At 73.0% G+C, this 14,821-nt stretch carries 14 protein-coding genes; 8 read left to right on the top strand and 6 right to left on the bottom strand.

Annotation, left to right across the window (positions count from 1 at the left end; all coding sequences use genetic code 11):
* Positions 1–60: 60 nt before the first annotated feature.
* The 3 genes from AB0J33_RS28170 (at position 61) to AB0J33_RS28160 (ending at position 2,153) form a co-directional block, all read left to right on the top strand.
* Positions 61–555: a GNAT family N-acetyltransferase gene (locus tag AB0J33_RS28170; protein WP_363617600.1), complete on the top strand. Its 495-nt coding sequence runs from the start codon at positions 61–63 to the stop codon at positions 553–555.
* Between the two features lie 102 nt (positions 556–657).
* Positions 658–1,083, top strand: coding sequence for an Hsp20/alpha crystallin family protein (locus AB0J33_RS28165; protein ID WP_363617658.1), 426 nt, complete (start codon positions 658–660; stop codon positions 1,081–1,083).
* 71 nt (positions 1,084–1,154) lie between these two features.
* On the top strand, positions 1,155–2,153 hold the full coding sequence (locus tag AB0J33_RS28160; protein WP_363617598.1) for a tyrosine-type recombinase/integrase: 999 nt from the start codon (positions 1,155–1,157) through the stop codon (positions 2,151–2,153).
* Positions 2,154–2,203: 50 nt separating this feature from the next.
* On the opposite strand, the gene AB0J33_RS28155 is transcribed toward AB0J33_RS28160, so the two are convergent.
* Together AB0J33_RS28155 and AB0J33_RS28150 are read right to left on the bottom strand one after the other, a co-directional pair.
* Positions 2,204–3,373 (bottom strand): PQQ-binding-like beta-propeller repeat protein, encoded by a 1,170-nt coding sequence (locus tag AB0J33_RS28155; protein WP_363617596.1) that lies wholly within the window; start codon positions 3,371–3,373, stop codon positions 2,204–2,206.
* Between the two features lie 31 nt (positions 3,374–3,404).
* Complete coding sequence (locus tag AB0J33_RS28150) at positions 3,405–5,108, bottom strand: acyl-CoA dehydrogenase family protein (RefSeq protein WP_363617594.1); 1,704 nt, start codon at positions 5,106–5,108, stop codon at positions 3,405–3,407.
* 138 nt (positions 5,109–5,246) lie between these two features.
* Here AB0J33_RS28150 and AB0J33_RS28145 point away from each other — a divergent pair, with 138 nt between their 5' ends.
* Together AB0J33_RS28145 and AB0J33_RS28140 are read left to right on the top strand one after the other, a co-directional pair.
* On the top strand, positions 5,247–5,705 hold the full coding sequence (locus AB0J33_RS28145) for a hypothetical protein (RefSeq protein WP_363617592.1): 459 nt from the start codon (positions 5,247–5,249) through the stop codon (positions 5,703–5,705).
* Positions 5,692–6,897, top strand: coding sequence for a low temperature requirement protein A (locus AB0J33_RS28140; RefSeq protein ID WP_363617590.1), 1,206 nt, complete (start codon positions 5,692–5,694; stop codon positions 6,895–6,897). Before AB0J33_RS28145 ends, AB0J33_RS28140 begins: the two co-directional genes overlap by 14 nt.
* 14 nt (positions 6,898–6,911) lie before the next feature.
* Here the strand turns inward: AB0J33_RS28140 and AB0J33_RS28135 are convergent, their stop codons facing one another.
* From AB0J33_RS28135 to AB0J33_RS28120, 4 genes are all read right to left on the bottom strand, one after another.
* Entirely contained in the window at positions 6,912–7,529 is a 618-nt protein-coding gene (locus AB0J33_RS28135; protein WP_363617656.1) for a thymidine kinase, read from the bottom strand.
* Positions 7,530–7,693: 164 nt separating this feature from the next.
* Positions 7,694–9,085 (bottom strand): MFS transporter, encoded by a 1,392-nt coding sequence (locus AB0J33_RS28130; protein WP_363617588.1) that lies wholly within the window; start codon positions 9,083–9,085, stop codon positions 7,694–7,696.
* Between the two features lie 18 nt (positions 9,086–9,103).
* On the bottom strand, positions 9,104–9,871 hold the full coding sequence (locus tag AB0J33_RS28125) for a glycerophosphodiester phosphodiesterase (protein ID WP_363617586.1): 768 nt from the start codon (positions 9,869–9,871) through the stop codon (positions 9,104–9,106).
* A 175-nt stretch (positions 9,872–10,046) separates the two neighbouring features.
* Complete coding sequence (locus AB0J33_RS28120) at positions 10,047–10,808, bottom strand: lysophospholipid acyltransferase family protein (protein ID WP_363617654.1); 762 nt, start codon at positions 10,806–10,808, stop codon at positions 10,047–10,049.
* Positions 10,809–10,972: 164 nt separating this feature from the next.
* On the opposite strand from AB0J33_RS28120, the gene AB0J33_RS28115 reads away from it, so the two are divergent.
* The 3 genes from AB0J33_RS28115 to AB0J33_RS28105 all read left to right on the top strand — a co-directional run bounded on the left by AB0J33_RS28115 (position 10,973) and on the right by AB0J33_RS28105 (position 14,760).
* The gene (locus AB0J33_RS28115; RefSeq protein WP_363617652.1) at positions 10,973–12,385 is read left to right on the top strand and encodes a cytochrome ubiquinol oxidase subunit I; all 1,413 of its coding nucleotides are present in this window, start codon (positions 10,973–10,975) and stop codon (positions 12,383–12,385) included.
* 14 nt (positions 12,386–12,399) lie between these two features.
* Positions 12,400–13,398, top strand: coding sequence for a cytochrome d ubiquinol oxidase subunit II (gene cydB, locus AB0J33_RS28110; protein ID WP_363617584.1), 999 nt, complete (start codon positions 12,400–12,402; stop codon positions 13,396–13,398).
* A 168-nt stretch (positions 13,399–13,566) separates the two neighbouring features.
* A complete protein-coding gene (locus AB0J33_RS28105; RefSeq protein WP_363617582.1) occupies positions 13,567–14,760 on the top strand; it encodes a GNAT family N-acetyltransferase in 1,194 nt (397 codons plus the stop codon).
* The last annotated feature ends 61 nt before the right edge of the window (positions 14,761–14,821 follow it).

Genomic DNA, 14,821 nt, shown 5'->3' with positions numbered 1-14,821 from the left:
GCCGGCAGATCAAGTGACGTTGGAGTAATAAGCCGTTGACCGGGCGGTGATGATCGACAGGTGACCACCACCGCCCGGTCAACCTGGACGACGAGCGTTGTTCGACCCGTCCAGCCCGACGCCGCGCTCCTGCTGCGGGAGTACATGACCGAGATGGTGGTGCGCTACCACCGTCGCCCGGCCCTGCCGGGCGAGGTCGACGCGGCCCTGGCCGAAATGCCCAGCGACGACCTGGCCGAGCCGGACGGGCTGCTGCTGCTCGCCCACCACGGGGCCGACCTGGCCGGCTGCGCCGGACTGCGCTGGCGGCCGGGCTGGGCCGAGCTGACCCGGGTGTTCGTCCGCCCCGAGCACCGCGGGGCCGGTGGAGGCGCCGCGCTGCTGGCCGCCGTCGAGGAACGGGCCCGCGCGGCCGGGGCGGACCGGATCCGGCTCGACACCCGCAATGACCTGGTCGAGGCCCGCGCCCTGTACGCCCGGCACGGCTACGCCGAGATCCCGGCGTACTCGCGGGACCGCTACGCCGAGCACTGGTTCGAGAAGCGGTTGGTGTGAGCGGTTGACGTCGGCTCGTGGACGCGCTAAATAAGAAGAGGAAGTTGAGTCAACCCGGCTCAACTCAACACCTTCGGCCAGGAGAACCGAGGAGGCATGACCATGTTGATGCGTACCGACCCGTTCCGCGAGATCGACCGGCTCGCCGAGCAGTTCTTCGGTACGGCGGCACGTCCCGCGACGATGCACCTGGACGCCTACCGCGACGGCGACCACTTCTACGCGGCGTTCGACCTGCCCGGCGTCGACCCGGACAGCATCGACTGCACCGTCGAGCGCAATGTGCTCACCGTCCGCGCCGAGCGTCGCCGGCCCACCGGCGACGGCGTCGAACTGGTCGCCGCCGAACGCCCGATGGGCACCTTCACCCGGCGACTGTTCCTCGGCGACACGCTGGACACCGACAAGCTGGAGGCCGGCTACGAGAACGGGGTGCTGACGCTGCGCATCCCGGTCGCCGAGCGCGCCAAGCCCCGCCGGGTGACCATCCAGGCCAACGGCGACAGCCGCCGGCAGATCAACGCCTGATCCGACACGGTGCCGGGTGGGACCGGCGCGCCTGCACGCCGATCCCACCCGAGGCTGAGAGCCTTTTTCACATGCCGTTCTCCGACGCTCCGGTGCTCGCCCGCCCGACCGCGCCACCGGCGCTGCCGAACGGGCCGGTCGAGGTCACCGAGGCGTGGCTGCGCAACCGGCGGCTGTCCGAGCACACCCGCGACGCGTACCGGCGTGACGTCACCGGCTGGCTCCGCTGGTGCGCCGGGCGTGACCTGGACCCGCTGCGGGCCACATTCCTGCACGTCAACGAATACGCCCGCGCGTTGGAGAGCAGCGTCGGCGCCCGCAGTGGCCGCCCACTGACCCCGGCGACCGTCGCGCGCCGGCTCTCCGCGCTGTCCAGTTGGTACGACTTCCTCGTCAAACTGGGCGCCGTGCCGGCGAACCCGGTCTCCGGCGCCGACCGTCCCCGCGTCGACCGGGACCACTCCGCCACCGTCGGGCTCACCCCCGAGGAGGTGGACGCCCTGATCAGCGCCGCCGACGCGGACACCGGCGTGACCGCCATCCGCAACCGGGCGGCGATCGCGCTCCTCGCCGACCTGGGCCTGCGCGTCGGCGAGCTGATCTCGCTGGACCTGACCGACCTCGGCACCGAACGCGGGCACCGCAGCGTGCGCTTCGTCGGCAAGGGCGGCAAGCAACGCCGCCGCGCCCTCACCCCCGGCACCGGGTACGCCGTGGACGCCTACCTGGCCCAGCGGGCCGCCGCCACCGGCGTGCCGGTGCCCGAGCTGACCGGCCCGCTGCTGGTCACCGCCAGCGGCGCCCGACTGGACCGGCACTCGGTGTTCCGGATGGTGCGCCGGCTCGCCCGAGCCGCCGGCATCCCGGCCTGGGCGAAGCTGTCCCCGCACTCGCTGCGGCACGCCTTCGCCACCACGGCCCGCTCCGAGGGCGTCCCGTTGGAGGACGTGCAGGACGCGATGGGGCACGCCGACCCGCGCACCACCCGCCGCTACGACCGGGACCGGCACAACCTCGACCGGGATCCCGCCTACGCGGTGTGGGCGGCCCGGTCGCGTCGTCGCGGCTGAGCAGCGGGCCGGACGATTCCGGGCCGGTGGCTCCGGCCGCGCGTGCGAGATCAGGTCAGGGGCCAGAGCGTCACGCGGGCGGTGCCGTCGCGGCAGACCAGCCCGGCTCCGACCCGTCGGCAGTCGGTCAGACCCGCCGGAAGCACCGCGGACACCCGATGACCGTCGCGTCCCACCGTCGCGACCAGGGCACGCCTGCCGTCCGCTGCCATCCCCAGCACCACCAGCGGCTCCGCCGGCACGCGGGGGCCGGCCACCGTGCGCCAGCGTGCCCCGGCCGGCCACGTCCACACCCGCGCCCCGGTGCCCGCGTCGATCGCCCAGCGCCCCTGCTCGTCCTGCCCACAGATCAGGCCCTGGCAGGGCCGCAGGGTCACCTCACCCGGCTGCACCGGCATCCGCCAGCGGGGCGTCAGCCCGGGTAGGTCGTACCCGCTCAGGGTCACCGCGCCGCCACTCGGATGGCGCAGCACCAGGTGCTCGTCGGCGACCTGGGGATTGTCCGGGCCGTAGTCGGCCGGCGGAAGTCGTCCCCGCCCGCGCTCGGTGCCGTCGCGGGCGTCGAGCAAACGGGTCAGCCCGTCGTCCTGCACCAGCAGCACCCGCGCGGGCAGGCCGGGCAGCGCCCGCAGCACCGCCGTGGAGGGCAGCGGCACCGACCACCGGGTCGCGCCGGTGGCCGGGTCGACGCCGTGCACCGTGCCCTCCACCCGCCGGCCCGGTTCGGAGGCGCTGCGGACCTCGCTCACCGCGACCGCCGCGTCCCCGGCCGCGTACACCCGCTCGGGTCGCCGCCACACCGCCTGGCCGGTCCGCATCGACCGCGCGGTGGTCATCCGCGCCCCCCGCGTCTGGTCGCGCTCGACGAGCAGCAGCAGGTCACCGGCGACCTCGGCGGACCACCCGGCGGCGGGCGCCACGGTGACCCGCCACCGTGGCGGGCCGTCCGGCGCGGCCGAGTCATAGGCGCTCAGCGTCGGCGGGTTCGTGCCCGGGTCGACGACCAGCAGCAACGGCCCCGCGCCGAGCACGGTCGCCAGGGTGGGCACCGCCGGCCCGACCTGGGGCGTCAGACGCGCGGCCGGGGCGGCGCCGCCGAGCAGGGCGCAGGCCGCCACCAACAACGCCACCCACCAGCGGCGGGACAGCTCCGGCGGTGGCCCGCTGTCGTCCAGCAGCGGAACGCCCCGCTCGTCGCCCAGCTCGATCAGCACCGACATGGGCACCCACCCGTCCGCTCGCGCCGACCGGTCAGCAGAGCAGATCCAGGTGGTGGTGGGCGTCCTCGGCGATCTCCTCGTGCCGCAGCCAGCGGCGCGCCCACAACCGGGCGGCCAGATCCGCCTGCTCGTCACCCCACGCCGCGTGTTCGACCAGCAGGGCGGTGGTCAGCGCGTACGCCAGGCGCAACGCCAGGCCACGGGCGCCCGCCAGCACCGTCGACGCGCTCGGGTCGGCGGTGACCGCGGTGATGGTCTCCGCCAACTGCGCGGCGGTGGTGGCCAGGGTGTCCGCCAGCACCGGCGACAGTGGCCGGGCCAGGTCGACGGCGGTGGCGAGCCGGCTCAGCAGTGGCGCCCCGGCGTCCTCCCGGGTCAGCGCGCGCAGCACGTCCAGGGCCAGCACGTTGGTGGTGCCCTCCCAGATCGGCAGCACCTGGGCGTCGCGTAGCAGCCGGGGCACACCGGTGTCCTCCACGTAACCGGCCCCACCGAAGCTCTCCACGTACTCGCTGGCGGAGCTGACGGCGAGCCGGCCGGTGGCCAGCTTCGCCAGCGGCGCGACGACGCGCAGCTCCGCCGCGGCCTGCGGGTCGGCGCCGACCTCGACCCGACCGAGCAGGGCGAACGCGTGCCCGGCGAGGGCGAACGCGCCCGCCGCGTCGACCGCCAGGGTGCCCAGGGTGGCCCGGTGCAGGGGGGAGGACGCCAGCGGGCCGCCGGCGACGTGCCGCACGTCGGCGTACGCGCGGGCGTAGGCGAGACCCCGTCGCATCCCGCCGGCCGCCGCCGCGGCGTTGTGCACCCGGGTCACCACAACCAGGGTCATCGCCCGGACCAGACCGGGCACCGTCGGGTCGCCCAGCGGGAGGGCGTACGCGTCGTGCAGGCCGATCTCGGCGGTGGGCAACGCCCGGGTGCCGAGCTTGTCCTTGAGCCGGTGCACCGTGACACCCGGCGCGGGTGCGCCCGGCGCAGGGCTGTCGGCCAGCGGTGAGTCGACCGCGTACCGGGGGACGAGGAACGGCGCGAGCACCCGGCTGCCCCGCCCGGCGCCCTCCGGCCGCGCCAACGCCACCGCCATCGCCGCGTCGGCGGCGGAGCAGAACCACTTCTCCCCGGTCAGCCGCCACGAACCATCCGCCGCCGGGCGGCCCATCGTGCTGGAACGGCCCAGGTCGGAGCCGCCCTGCGACTCGGTCATCCACTGCCCGCTGGTGATCGCCGCGTCCGAGTCCGTGGAGATCAGCCGGGGCAGCCACGCGTCGCGGACCGTGGCATCGACGTCGGGCATGCTGAGCAGCGCCGCCGCGCCGTCGGCCATCGCCACCGGGCAGGAGAACGTCGCCGACTCCGGCCCGTACAGGTGCAGCAGGGCGTGTTGCACGACCCGCGCGGCGGCACCCCAGGTGCCCCGGGCGTCCGGCAGGTAGGGCAGCGCGACCACGGCGTGTCGGGCGGCGGCGGCGCGCTGCGCCTGCCAGCCGGCGGAGGTGTCGATGCGGTCGACCCGCGCGCCCCACGGGTCGTAGCGGACCAACGTCGGCGGGTGCGCCTCCGCGTCGGCGTGCGCCGCGCGTAGCGGCCCGGCGACGTCGGCGGCCAGGTCCTCGAGACGGCCCTTCGCGGCGGCGTGGCCGCCCGGGCCCAGGTGACGCTCCAGCCAGGACCGCAGCAGGGCATCACCGGCGTACGGGTCGACGGGGGGTGGTACCGGCTGCACGAAGCGGCTCATCGATCGGCTCCTGGCACTGCTCGGGGGGTGTGCGCCGACGGTAGACGATGTGTGGCCGATCCGAACAGGGTGAGTCGCCGGACCCGATTTCCCGCTTGTCGTGATTCGGTGCTACCGCATTCTCTACGGTCGGTAGTCGTGGGTGCCGGCCAGCCGTGGAGCCGACCGGCCCGGCGTCGCCGCCCGATGCGCACCGGGTTGGCGTTCGCCGGGTTCGGCGTGGCGCTGTGCTGCGTCGGGGTGGCCGGGTTGGGAGCCTGGAACCTACAGACCGTCCGGCAGGCCGCCGGCCCGATCCGGGAGACCGCCGACGGTTTCCTCAACGAGGTGGCCCTCGGTGACAGCGACCGGGCGTACGAGCGGCTCTGCAAGGACGCGCGCAGCCGGTGGAGCGCGATCGGCTTCACCAGTTGGGTACGGACACCGCCGATGGTCACCGACTACGAGATCACCGATGTGTCGGTCGCCACCCGCAGCGGGCGACCGCAGGGCACGGTGACCGTGAAGGTGACCCGCGACGGCGGGCTCAGCGAGGAACGTCGCCTGCCGGTGATCCGCGAGGACGGGGGCTGGCGGGTGTGCGGTGACCCCTTCTGAGCCCTCGGTCGTGCAGCCGAGGCGGCCCTGGTTGCTGCGCGACCGTCGGGGGGTGCAGCCGACCACCTCGACGGAACTCTTCTTCGACCTGGTCTTCATCTTCAGCACCACCCAGTTGGCGCACTACCTGATCGCGCACCCGGACTGGCGGGGTGCCGCCCGCACCGCGCTTCTGCTGGCGCTGGTCTGGTTCGTGTGGATCTACACCACCTGGGGAACGAACTGGTTGCGCCCCGACCAGGCGCCGGTACGGGCGCTGCTGATCGCGCTGATGCTGGGCAGTCTGCTGCTCTCGGCGGCGATCCCCGAGGCGTTCGGCGGCGACGGGGTGGTCTTCGCGCTGGTCTACGTGACCGTGCAGGTGGGCCGGACCCTGTTCGCGTTGTGGGCGGTGCGGGGCCAGCCGTGGCTGGTGGACGGGTTCCAAAAGGCTCTGCCGTGGTTCGTCGTGACGTCGGTGCTCGTGGTGCTCGGCGTGGTGCTCGGCGGCGGAGCCTTTCAGGAGACGCTGTGGACGGCGGCGGTCGTGATCGAGGTGATCGGCCTGCAGAGCGGGTTCCCGGTGCCCGGTCGGGGTCGTAGCCCCGCGAAACGGTGGATGGTGGAGGGCGGGCACCTGGCCGAGCGGTGCCAGGCGTTCATCCTCATTGCCCTGGGTGAGTCGATCCTGGTCACCGGGAGCACGCTCGCGCAGCACCTGGACCTGACCATGTCCGCGGCGTTCGTGCTGGCGTTCGCCGGTTCGGTGGCGCTGTGGTGGGTGTACTTCGCCCGGTCCGCCCCGGCCGCGACGGAGGTGATCGCGGGAGCCGGCGAGCGCACCGGCGCGCTGAGCAGAGTCGCGTTCAACTATCTGCACCCGGTGATGGTGGCCGGCATCATCGTCACCTCGGCGGGCGACGAGCAACTCCTGCGCCAACCCGGCGCCCCCGCCACCGCGGCCACCGCGCTGTTCACCCTGGGCGGCCCGGCGCTGTTCCTGACCGGGCACGCCGCCTACAAGGCGGTGCTGTGGCGGACCCTGCCGACCAGCCGGATCACGGCGGTGGTGGTCCTGCTGGCGCTGGTGCCGGTCGGTGTGGGGCTGGAGGCGCCGGTCGCGGCGTGCGCCACGGCGGCGTTGGTGGTGACCGTCGCCGTGATCATGACCGACCGCGTCCGGGTTCGGGCGGCGGCCCGCCGGCCGTCCTGACCGCGCGTCGGGGTTCAGCGGGCGGTGTTGCCCGGGCCGAGGTCGCCGCTGCGGTAGTGCCGGCGGCACAGCACCTGGTAGCGCACCTCGGCGGTGTCGACGGTGTCGCCGATGACGACCTGGGCGCCCTCGCGGACCACCTGCCCGTCCACGACGCGGGCGTTGAGCAGTCCCTCCCGGCCGCACCAGCACAGCACCTCGACCTGGATGCGGGCCACCTCGTCGGCCAGCTCGAACAGGCGCTGCGCGGCGGGGAACAAGCGCGACCGGAAGTCGGTGGCCAGGCCGAACGCGAACACGTCCACGTCGTAGCTGTCGACCAACTCGGCCATCTGCTCGACGTGCTCGACGGTGTAGAAGCACGCCTCGTCGCAGATCAGGTAGTCGACGCGTACCCCGTCGGCCCACCGGCCGCGCACCAGGGCCCGCAGGTCCAGGTCGTCGGTGACCTCGATGGCCTCGTGGGCCAGGCCGATGCGGGTGGTGACCTGCGGGCCCAGCGACCGGTCGATGCGGGTGGTGACCAGCCCGCGCCGGCCCTGCCGGGCGTGGTTGTAGTTCATCTGCAACGCCATCGTGGACTTGCCGCAGTCCATCGGCCCCCAGAAGAACTTCAACGCCGCCGCGTGCACCGGACGCCCGTCGAGCCCCCGCGCGGCCGCGCACCCGGCCGGGGCGTGTGGCTGCCCGGGGAACGGGTGGGCCAGGCAGGTCGGGGCGGTGGCGTCGTCGTCGGTCACGGTCGGGCAGCCTAGCCCATTGACCGGCCCGGATCGGTCGGGCGCGGGTTCCGTGCTCAGAGCACCCGGGGTGGCGTGTTGCCGGCGGCGACGATGGCACGGCGGATCGGCACGGCGGCGAGGAGCAGGAACCCGACCACGAAGAAGATCAGCAGTGAGACCAGGCCCACCCGGTACGAGGCGGTGAGTTGGAACACCAGGCCGAAGGCGAGCGGGCCGAGCCAGCTGGTGCCCTTGTCGCTGATCTCGTAGAAGCCGTAGTACTCGCCTTCCTTGCCGGCCGGGATGAGCTGGCTGAACAGCGACCGGCTCAGCGCCTGGCTGCCGCCGAGGACCAGGCCGATGGCCGCGCCGAGGACCATGAACGGCACCGGCGCCTCGGCCGGCAGCCGGAACGCGCCGATGATCACCGCGGTCCAGAGCACCAGGCTGAGCAGCACGGTCTTCCAGGCGCCGATGCGTCGGGCCAACGCGCCGAGGCTCAACGCGCCCCCGAAGGCGAGGAACTGCACCAGCAGGATGGTGACGATCAGGGTGCTCTGCTCCAGGCGCAGCTCCTCGGTGCCGTACTGGCTGGCCAGGGTGATGACGGTCTGGATGCCGTCGTTGTAGACCAGGAACGCCAGCAGGAAGAACAGCGTCAACGGGTACGCCTTGACCTCGCGCAGGGTGTGACCGAGCTGCCGGAACCCGTCGGTGAGCACGTTGCCGCGTGCCGCGAGGGCCGCCTTACTGGGGCGTTCGCGCAGCCAGCGCAGCGGCACCAGGGTGAACGCCGCCCACCACACCCCGGCGGAGACGATCGACCAGCGGGCCAGGTCCAGGGTGCGCTGCGGGTTGTCGTCCTCGCTGAACAGGGTGACCGCGACCAGGTTGAACGCCAGCAGCAGACCGCCGCCCAGGTAGCCCAGCGCCCAGCCGCGGCTGGAGATGCCGTCGCGCTCGTCCGGGCCGCCGAGCTGCGGCAGGAACGAGTTGTAGACCACGATGGCGGCGCCGAAGGAGATGTTGGCGACGAGGAACAGCGCGCCGCCGAGCAGGTAGCGGTCGCCGGTGACGAAGGCCATCGCGATGGTCGCGCCGGCACCGGTGAACGCGGCCCCGCCGAGCAGCCGCTTCTTGTGCGCCGACCGGTCGGCGATCGCCCCGATCACCGGCAACACGAACACGGTGAGGAACACCGACAGCGAGATCAGGTACGGGTAGTAGGATCCGGCGGCCACCCGGATGCCCAGCGGGTGCACGTACCCGTCGCAGCTGTCCGCGCCCAACTCGCACCCGGCGGCCAGCTCGGCGACGGTGGTGAGGAACGGGCCCAGGAACACCGTGATGACGGTGGTCTGGAACGCGGAGTTGGCCCAGTCGTAGATGTACCAGCCGCGCCGCTCCCGGCGGGTGCTCGCCGGAGGCGAAGTGTCGTCCACCGTGGGGGTCACGGTCTCGGCCATCGGGGGTCCTTCGACGGGTCAGGCGGCCCAGTGGCCGCGGCTGCGGTAGACGTCGCGCAGCACGCCGACGTGATCGGTCATGATGCCATCCACGCCACGATCCAGTAACTCGTGCATCTGGGCTGGTTCGTCGATCGTCCAGACGTGCACCTGCAGGCCGATGCGGTGGCAGTATTCGAGGAACCGGCGGTCCACCACCGGCACCCGCCCGTAGCGCGGCGGCACCTGCGCGGCGACCACCGACGGCGGCAGCCGCAGCGGACGCCCGTGCAGGGAGGCCAGCCGCAGCCGGGCGACGCCGCGCATGCCGAGGCTGGTGGCGACCCGTCCCTCGGTGAGCGCGCGCAGCCGGGTCAGGCGGGCGTCGCTGAACGAGGCGAGCAGCACCCGGTCTCCGGCGCCGGCCCGGGTCACGGTCGCGACCGTCGGCTCGACGCCGCCGTCGGCCTTCACGTCGATGTTGAAGCGGACCTGCGGCCAGGCGTCCAACACCTCGTCGAGGCGGGGTACGACGGCGGCGCCGCCGACGCGTACCGAGGCGAGGTCGGCCCAACTCATCTCGGCGATCCGCCCCGGCTCGCCGGTGAGCCGCAGCAGCGTTGGGTCGTGGAAGATCACCGCCACGCCGTCCGCGGTGGCGTGCACGTCGGTCTCCACGTACCGGTAGCCCAGCGCGACGGCCCGGGCGAACGCCTCGGTGGTGTTCTCGTCGCCCTCGGCGGCGCCGCCACGGTGGGCGAACGCCAGCGGCGCGGGCGCGTCGAGGTAGCCGAATCGGGTCAACACGCGACGCAGTATGCCCCCGGTCGGTGGCCGGCGGGTGGCCGGCGGGCGTCTGTCGCCCGCTCGCGCGCCGCCCGGTCCCGCGGTGCTCGACTCGGTTTCCTGAAAGGCGGGGTGTCCGGGGCACGGACGCCCCGGTATTCAGGAGATCGGGCCGATCATGGGGTCGGCGTCAGGCTCAGTGGCGGCGGCGGGAGCGGCTGGGGTCGCTCGGGCGGCCGGGGTCGACGTGGCGGGGCAGGTCCGGTTCGTCGGGGCGCAGCGGGGCGAGGGTGTCGGTGAGCGCGTCCATGATCCGGTCGGTGGCGCGGCGGGCGGCGCCGGGGGTGTCGGCGGTCGTCTCGCCCAGGTCGACGGGCGCGCCGAAGTGCACGCGGATCACCGGTCGACGCCACAGGGAACGGGCGATGCCGCGCAGCATTCCCCGGGGCGCCTGGTAGGGCAGCACCTCGTGCGACCCCCACTGCGCGACCGGGACGACCGGGGCGCCGCAGGTCAGGGCGAGTCGGGCGGCGCCGGTCTTGCCGCGTTCGGGCCACATGCCGGGGTCCAGACCGATGCGGCCCTCCGGGTAGACGAGGATCACCGAGCCGCGGCCGACGGCCGCGGTGGCGTCGTCGAGGGCCCGGTGCACGGCGCTGGTGCCCCGGTCGACGCGGATGTGCCCGGCGTGCCGCATGGCGGCGCCGAACACCGGGACGCGGAACAGTCCGGCGGTCGCCATGATCCGCGGGGCGATGCCGCGGGTCTGGCAGGCGGCGGCCAGCACCACCGGGTCGAACGGGCTGATGTGGTTGGCGGCCAGCACCAGCGGGCCGCGACGCAGGTGCGCGGGGACGTCGCCGGTGACCTCGAGGCGGGCGAGCGGGCCGACCAGGCCCCGGGCCAGCAGGAGGGCGGCGCGCCAGATCAGCGGCGGCTGCCAGGTGGAGGTGTTCATCAGCGCGCCATCGTCGCACGCGTTGGTGGGGCCGCGAGGGCGGGTCGGCGGGTTGTCCGGGGTGATCGGGGTCATTGATCCCGGATGGCTGCCGGACGCCACCCGTCTACGACGAGCAGTAGTATTTACTACGTCGCGTAGTACCGATGGCTGGGGGTTTTCAGGTGGACGCGTTGGACGTTGCCCGCTGGCAGTTCGGTGTCACCACCGTCTACCACTTTCTCTTCGTGCCGCTGACCATCGGCCTGTCCGTGCTGGTGGCCATCCTGCAGACGATGTGGCACCGCACCGGCAACGAGCGCTACCTCAAGCTCACCAAGTTCTACGGCAAGCTGTTCTTGATCAACTTCGCCATGGGCGTGGTCACCGGCATCGTGCAGGAGTTCCAGTTCGGCATGAACTGGAGCGACTACTCGCGCTTCGTCGGCGATGTCTTCGGCGCACCCCTGGCCATCGAGGCGCTTGTCGCGTTCTTCCTCGAATCCACCTTCATCGGCCTGTGGATCTTCGGCTGGGACCGGCTGCCCAAGCGGGCACACCTGGCCAGCATCTGGGCCGCCGCGATCGGCACCAACCTGTCCGCGTACTTCATCCTCGCGGCGAACTCGTTCATGCAGAACCCGGTCGGCTACCGAATCAACCCGGACAGCGGGCGCGCCGAGCTGACCGACTTCCCGGCCGTGCTGACCAACAAGGTCGCCCTGATCACCTTCCCGCACACCCTGGCCGGGTCGTTCCTGGTCGCCGGGTCACTGATCGTCGCGGTCGGCCTGTGGCACGTCATCCGCAACCGCGACTCCGCCGACACCGGCGCGTACCGCTTCGCCACCAGGTTCGGCTCCTGGGTGGTCCTGGTCGCCTCCGCCGCCGTGCTGTTCACCGGCGACATCCAGGGCAAAATCATGACGGACGTGCAGCCGATGAAGATGGCCGCCGCCGAGGGCCTCTACACCACCGAGAGCCCCGCCTCGTTCTCCGTGCTCACCATCGGCAGCCTCGACGGCACCCGCGAGGTGTTCGCCCTCAAGATCCCGTACCTGCTGTCGTACCTGGGCACCGGCGACCCGCACGGCACCGTGCACGGCATCAACGACCTCCAGGCCCAGTACGCCACCCAGTACGGCGCGGGCAGCTACACCCCGATCATCCCGGTCACCTACTGGAGCTTCCGCTTCATGATCGCCTTTGGGATGGCGGCCGGCGCGATCGCCCTGCTGGTGCTCTGGAGTCAGCGCAAGGGCCGCACCCCGAACAGCAAGTGGCTGCTGCGCGCCGGTCTGGCCATGCCGGTGCTGCCGCTGCTGGCCAACTCGTTCGGCTGGATCTTCACCGAGATGGGCCGTCAGCCGTGGATCGTCTTCGGCGAGATGCTCACCCGCAACGGGGTGTCCCGCAGCGTGTCGTTGGCCGAGGTGCTCACCTCGTTCACCGCCTTCACGCTGATCTACGCCACCCTCGCCGTGATCGAGGTCAAGCTGCTGCTGCGCTACGCCAAGGCCGGTGTGCCGGACGTCAGCGAACAGCCCCCCACCGACGACACCGACGACGCCGAGCGCCCGCTCGCCTTCGCCTACTGATCCCGGAGCCCATCGTGGAACTGACCACCATCTGGTTTCTCCTCGTCGCCGTGCTGTTCACCGGGTACTTCATCCTGGAGGGCTTCGACTTCGGCGTCGGCATGCTGCTGCCCGTGCTCGGCCGCGACGACCGGGAACGCCGCGTCCTGATCAACACCATCGGCCCGGTCTGGGACGGCAACGAGGTGTGGCTGATCACCGCCGGTGGCGCCATGTTCGCCGCGTTCCCCGAGTGGTACGCCACCCTCTTCTCCGGCTTCTACCTGCCGCTGCTGCTGATCCTGCTGGCCCTGATCGCCCGGGGCGTCGCCTTTGAGTACCGGCACAAGCGACCCGAGGCGTCCTGGAAGCGCCGCTGGGACACCGCGATCGTGGTCGGTTCGCTGCTACCGGCGATCCTGTGGGGCGTCGCCTTCGCCAACATCCTGCGGGGCGTGCCGCTGGACGCCGACCACGAGTACGTCGGTGGTCTGCTGGACCTGCTCAACCCGTACGCCCTGCTGGGCGGCGCGACCACCCTCGCGCTGTTCCTCACCCACGGCGCGGTGTTCCTCGCCCTGAAGACCACCGGCGACATCCGCGAGCGCGCGGGCGCGCTCGCGGTGCGTCTGGGCGCCGGGGCCGCCGTGCTCCTGGTCGGGTTCCTCACCTGGACGCTGACCATCCGTTCCGGCACGGCCGCCGTCGTGCTCGCCGTCGGCGCGGCCCTCGCCCTGCTCGGCGCGCTGGCCGCCGCCCGGGTACGCCTGGAGGGCTGGGCGTTCACCGGCACCGCCGTGGCGATCGGTCTGACCGTGGCGACCCTGTTCGCGGCGCTGTTCCCGAACGTGCTGCCGTCCACCCTGGACGCGGCCGGCACGCTGACCGCCAGCAACGCCGCGTCCACCCCGTACACCCTGAAGATCATGACCTGGGTGGCGGTGATCTTCACTCCGGTGGTGCTGGGCTACCAGGGGTGGACGTACTGGGTGTTCCGCAAGCGCATCGGCGTGGCCAACATCCCGCAGCACTGACCCCGGACCACCCCCAGAACCCCGTCGATCTTGCGGTTTCTGTCGTTGACATGACCCGACATGCGGCTTATGCCGTAACAGAAACTGCAAGATCGGCGCGGGATGGGGGTGTCCCGGGTCTCGGGTAATTGAGCTGTCGGGGCGGGGCCGTCTCGCTACGGTGTGCCGATGCCCGCCACCGTGCACGTACGTGAACTCACCGCCGACGACCTCGAGGCCGCCTGGGAGTTGGGCCGGTTCGCGTTCGGCTCCGACCCGCAGCGCCCGGCGCACGCGTCCGACCCGGTGCCCGGGATGACCCGGTACGGCGCGTTCGACGACACCGGTCGACTCGTCGGCAAGGCCGTCGACCTGCACCACGACCAGTGGTGGTCCGGGCGGGCGGTGTCGGCCGCCGACGTGGGCGGGGTGGCCGTCGCGCCCGAGGCCCGCGGCCGGGGCGTGGCCCGCGCCCTGCTCACCACCCTGCTGCGCGGCGCCCGCGACCGGGGGGCGGCGATCAGCGCGCTCTACCCGACCGTTGCCGCCCCCTACCGTGCGTGTGGGTGGGAGGCCGCCGGTGTGCTGCGTACCGTCGACCTGACCACCGCCGCGTTGCCCCGGCACCGGCCCGCGTCGCACCTCACCGTCCGGGCCGGTACGCCCGCCGACCTGGGCGCCGTCGCCGCCCTGTACGAGCGGGTCACCCGGCACCGCAACGGCCTGCTGACCCGTCGGGGCGAGCTGTTCGACTTCTTCGCCGCCAAGGGGGACCTGCCCGGCGACGGGCTGACCCTCGTCGAGGCCGGCGGCGAGTTGGTCGGTTACGCCACCTGGCAGCGGGGTCGGGGCTACGGGGCCGACTCGGTGCTCACCGTCGACGAGGCCCTGGCCGTCAGCGCCGAGGCTGCCCGGGAGCTCGTCGGCGTGCTCGGCAGTTGGGCCAGCGTCGCACCGACCCTGCGACTGTGCCCGCTCGACGGGGACGCGGTCAGCGTCCAGTTGCCGCTGGAGTCCGCCCGCGAGCACGAGCGGGACCTGTGGATGCACCGGCCGGTGGACGTGGTTCGCGCGGTGAGCGCACGGGGATGGCCCGCGTACGCCCGCGGCGTCGTCGACTTCCACCTCACCGACCCGCTCGCCGACTGGAACACCGGCACCTGGCGGTTGACTGTCGCCGACGGCGCCGCCGAGCTGGCCCGCGTGGACGGGGACGCGGATTTGCGGCTGGACATGCGCGGGTTCGCGTTGCTGTATGCCGGGGCGGCGCAGGCCCGTTCGGTCGCGCAGGCCGGGCTGTTGCACGGTGCCGGTGCCACCGACCCGACCGCCCTGGACCTGCTGGGCGTCGGCGGCCCGGCGCAGCTGCTCGACTACTTCTGACCGGCCGGCGGCCCCGGACTGTTCTGACCGGCCGGCGGCCCCGGACTCTCGGGGCCGCCGA

It is taken from the genome of Micromonospora sp. NPDC049645 (genome assembly GCF_040675155.1).
Taxonomy (GTDB): Bacteria; Actinomycetota; Actinomycetes; order Mycobacteriales; family Micromonosporaceae; genus Micromonospora.
This window is presented reverse-complemented; position numbering and strand designations above follow the sequence as displayed.

Coding starts and splice junctions, on each gene's coding strand:
- AB0J33_RS28165 (WP_363617658.1), top strand. CDS start 658: ATGTTGATGCGTACCGACCCGTTCCGCGAGATCGACCGGCTCGCCGAG.
- AB0J33_RS28160 (WP_363617598.1), top strand. CDS start 1,155: ATGCCGTTCTCCGACGCTCCGGTGCTCGCCCGCCCGACCGCGCCACCG.
- AB0J33_RS28155 (WP_363617596.1), bottom strand. CDS start 3,373: ATGTCGGTGCTGATCGAGCTGGGCGACGAGCGGGGCGTTCCGCTGCTG.
- AB0J33_RS28150 (WP_363617594.1), bottom strand. CDS start 5,108: ATGAGCCGCTTCGTGCAGCCGGTACCACCCCCCGTCGACCCGTACGCC.
- AB0J33_RS28130 (WP_363617588.1), bottom strand. CDS start 9,085: ATGGCCGAGACCGTGACCCCCACGGTGGACGACACTTCGCCTCCGGCG.
- AB0J33_RS28120 (WP_363617654.1), bottom strand. CDS start 10,808: ATGAACACCTCCACCTGGCAGCCGCCGCTGATCTGGCGCGCCGCCCTC.
- AB0J33_RS28105 (WP_363617582.1), top strand. CDS start 13,567: ATGCCCGCCACCGTGCACGTACGTGAACTCACCGCCGACGACCTCGAG.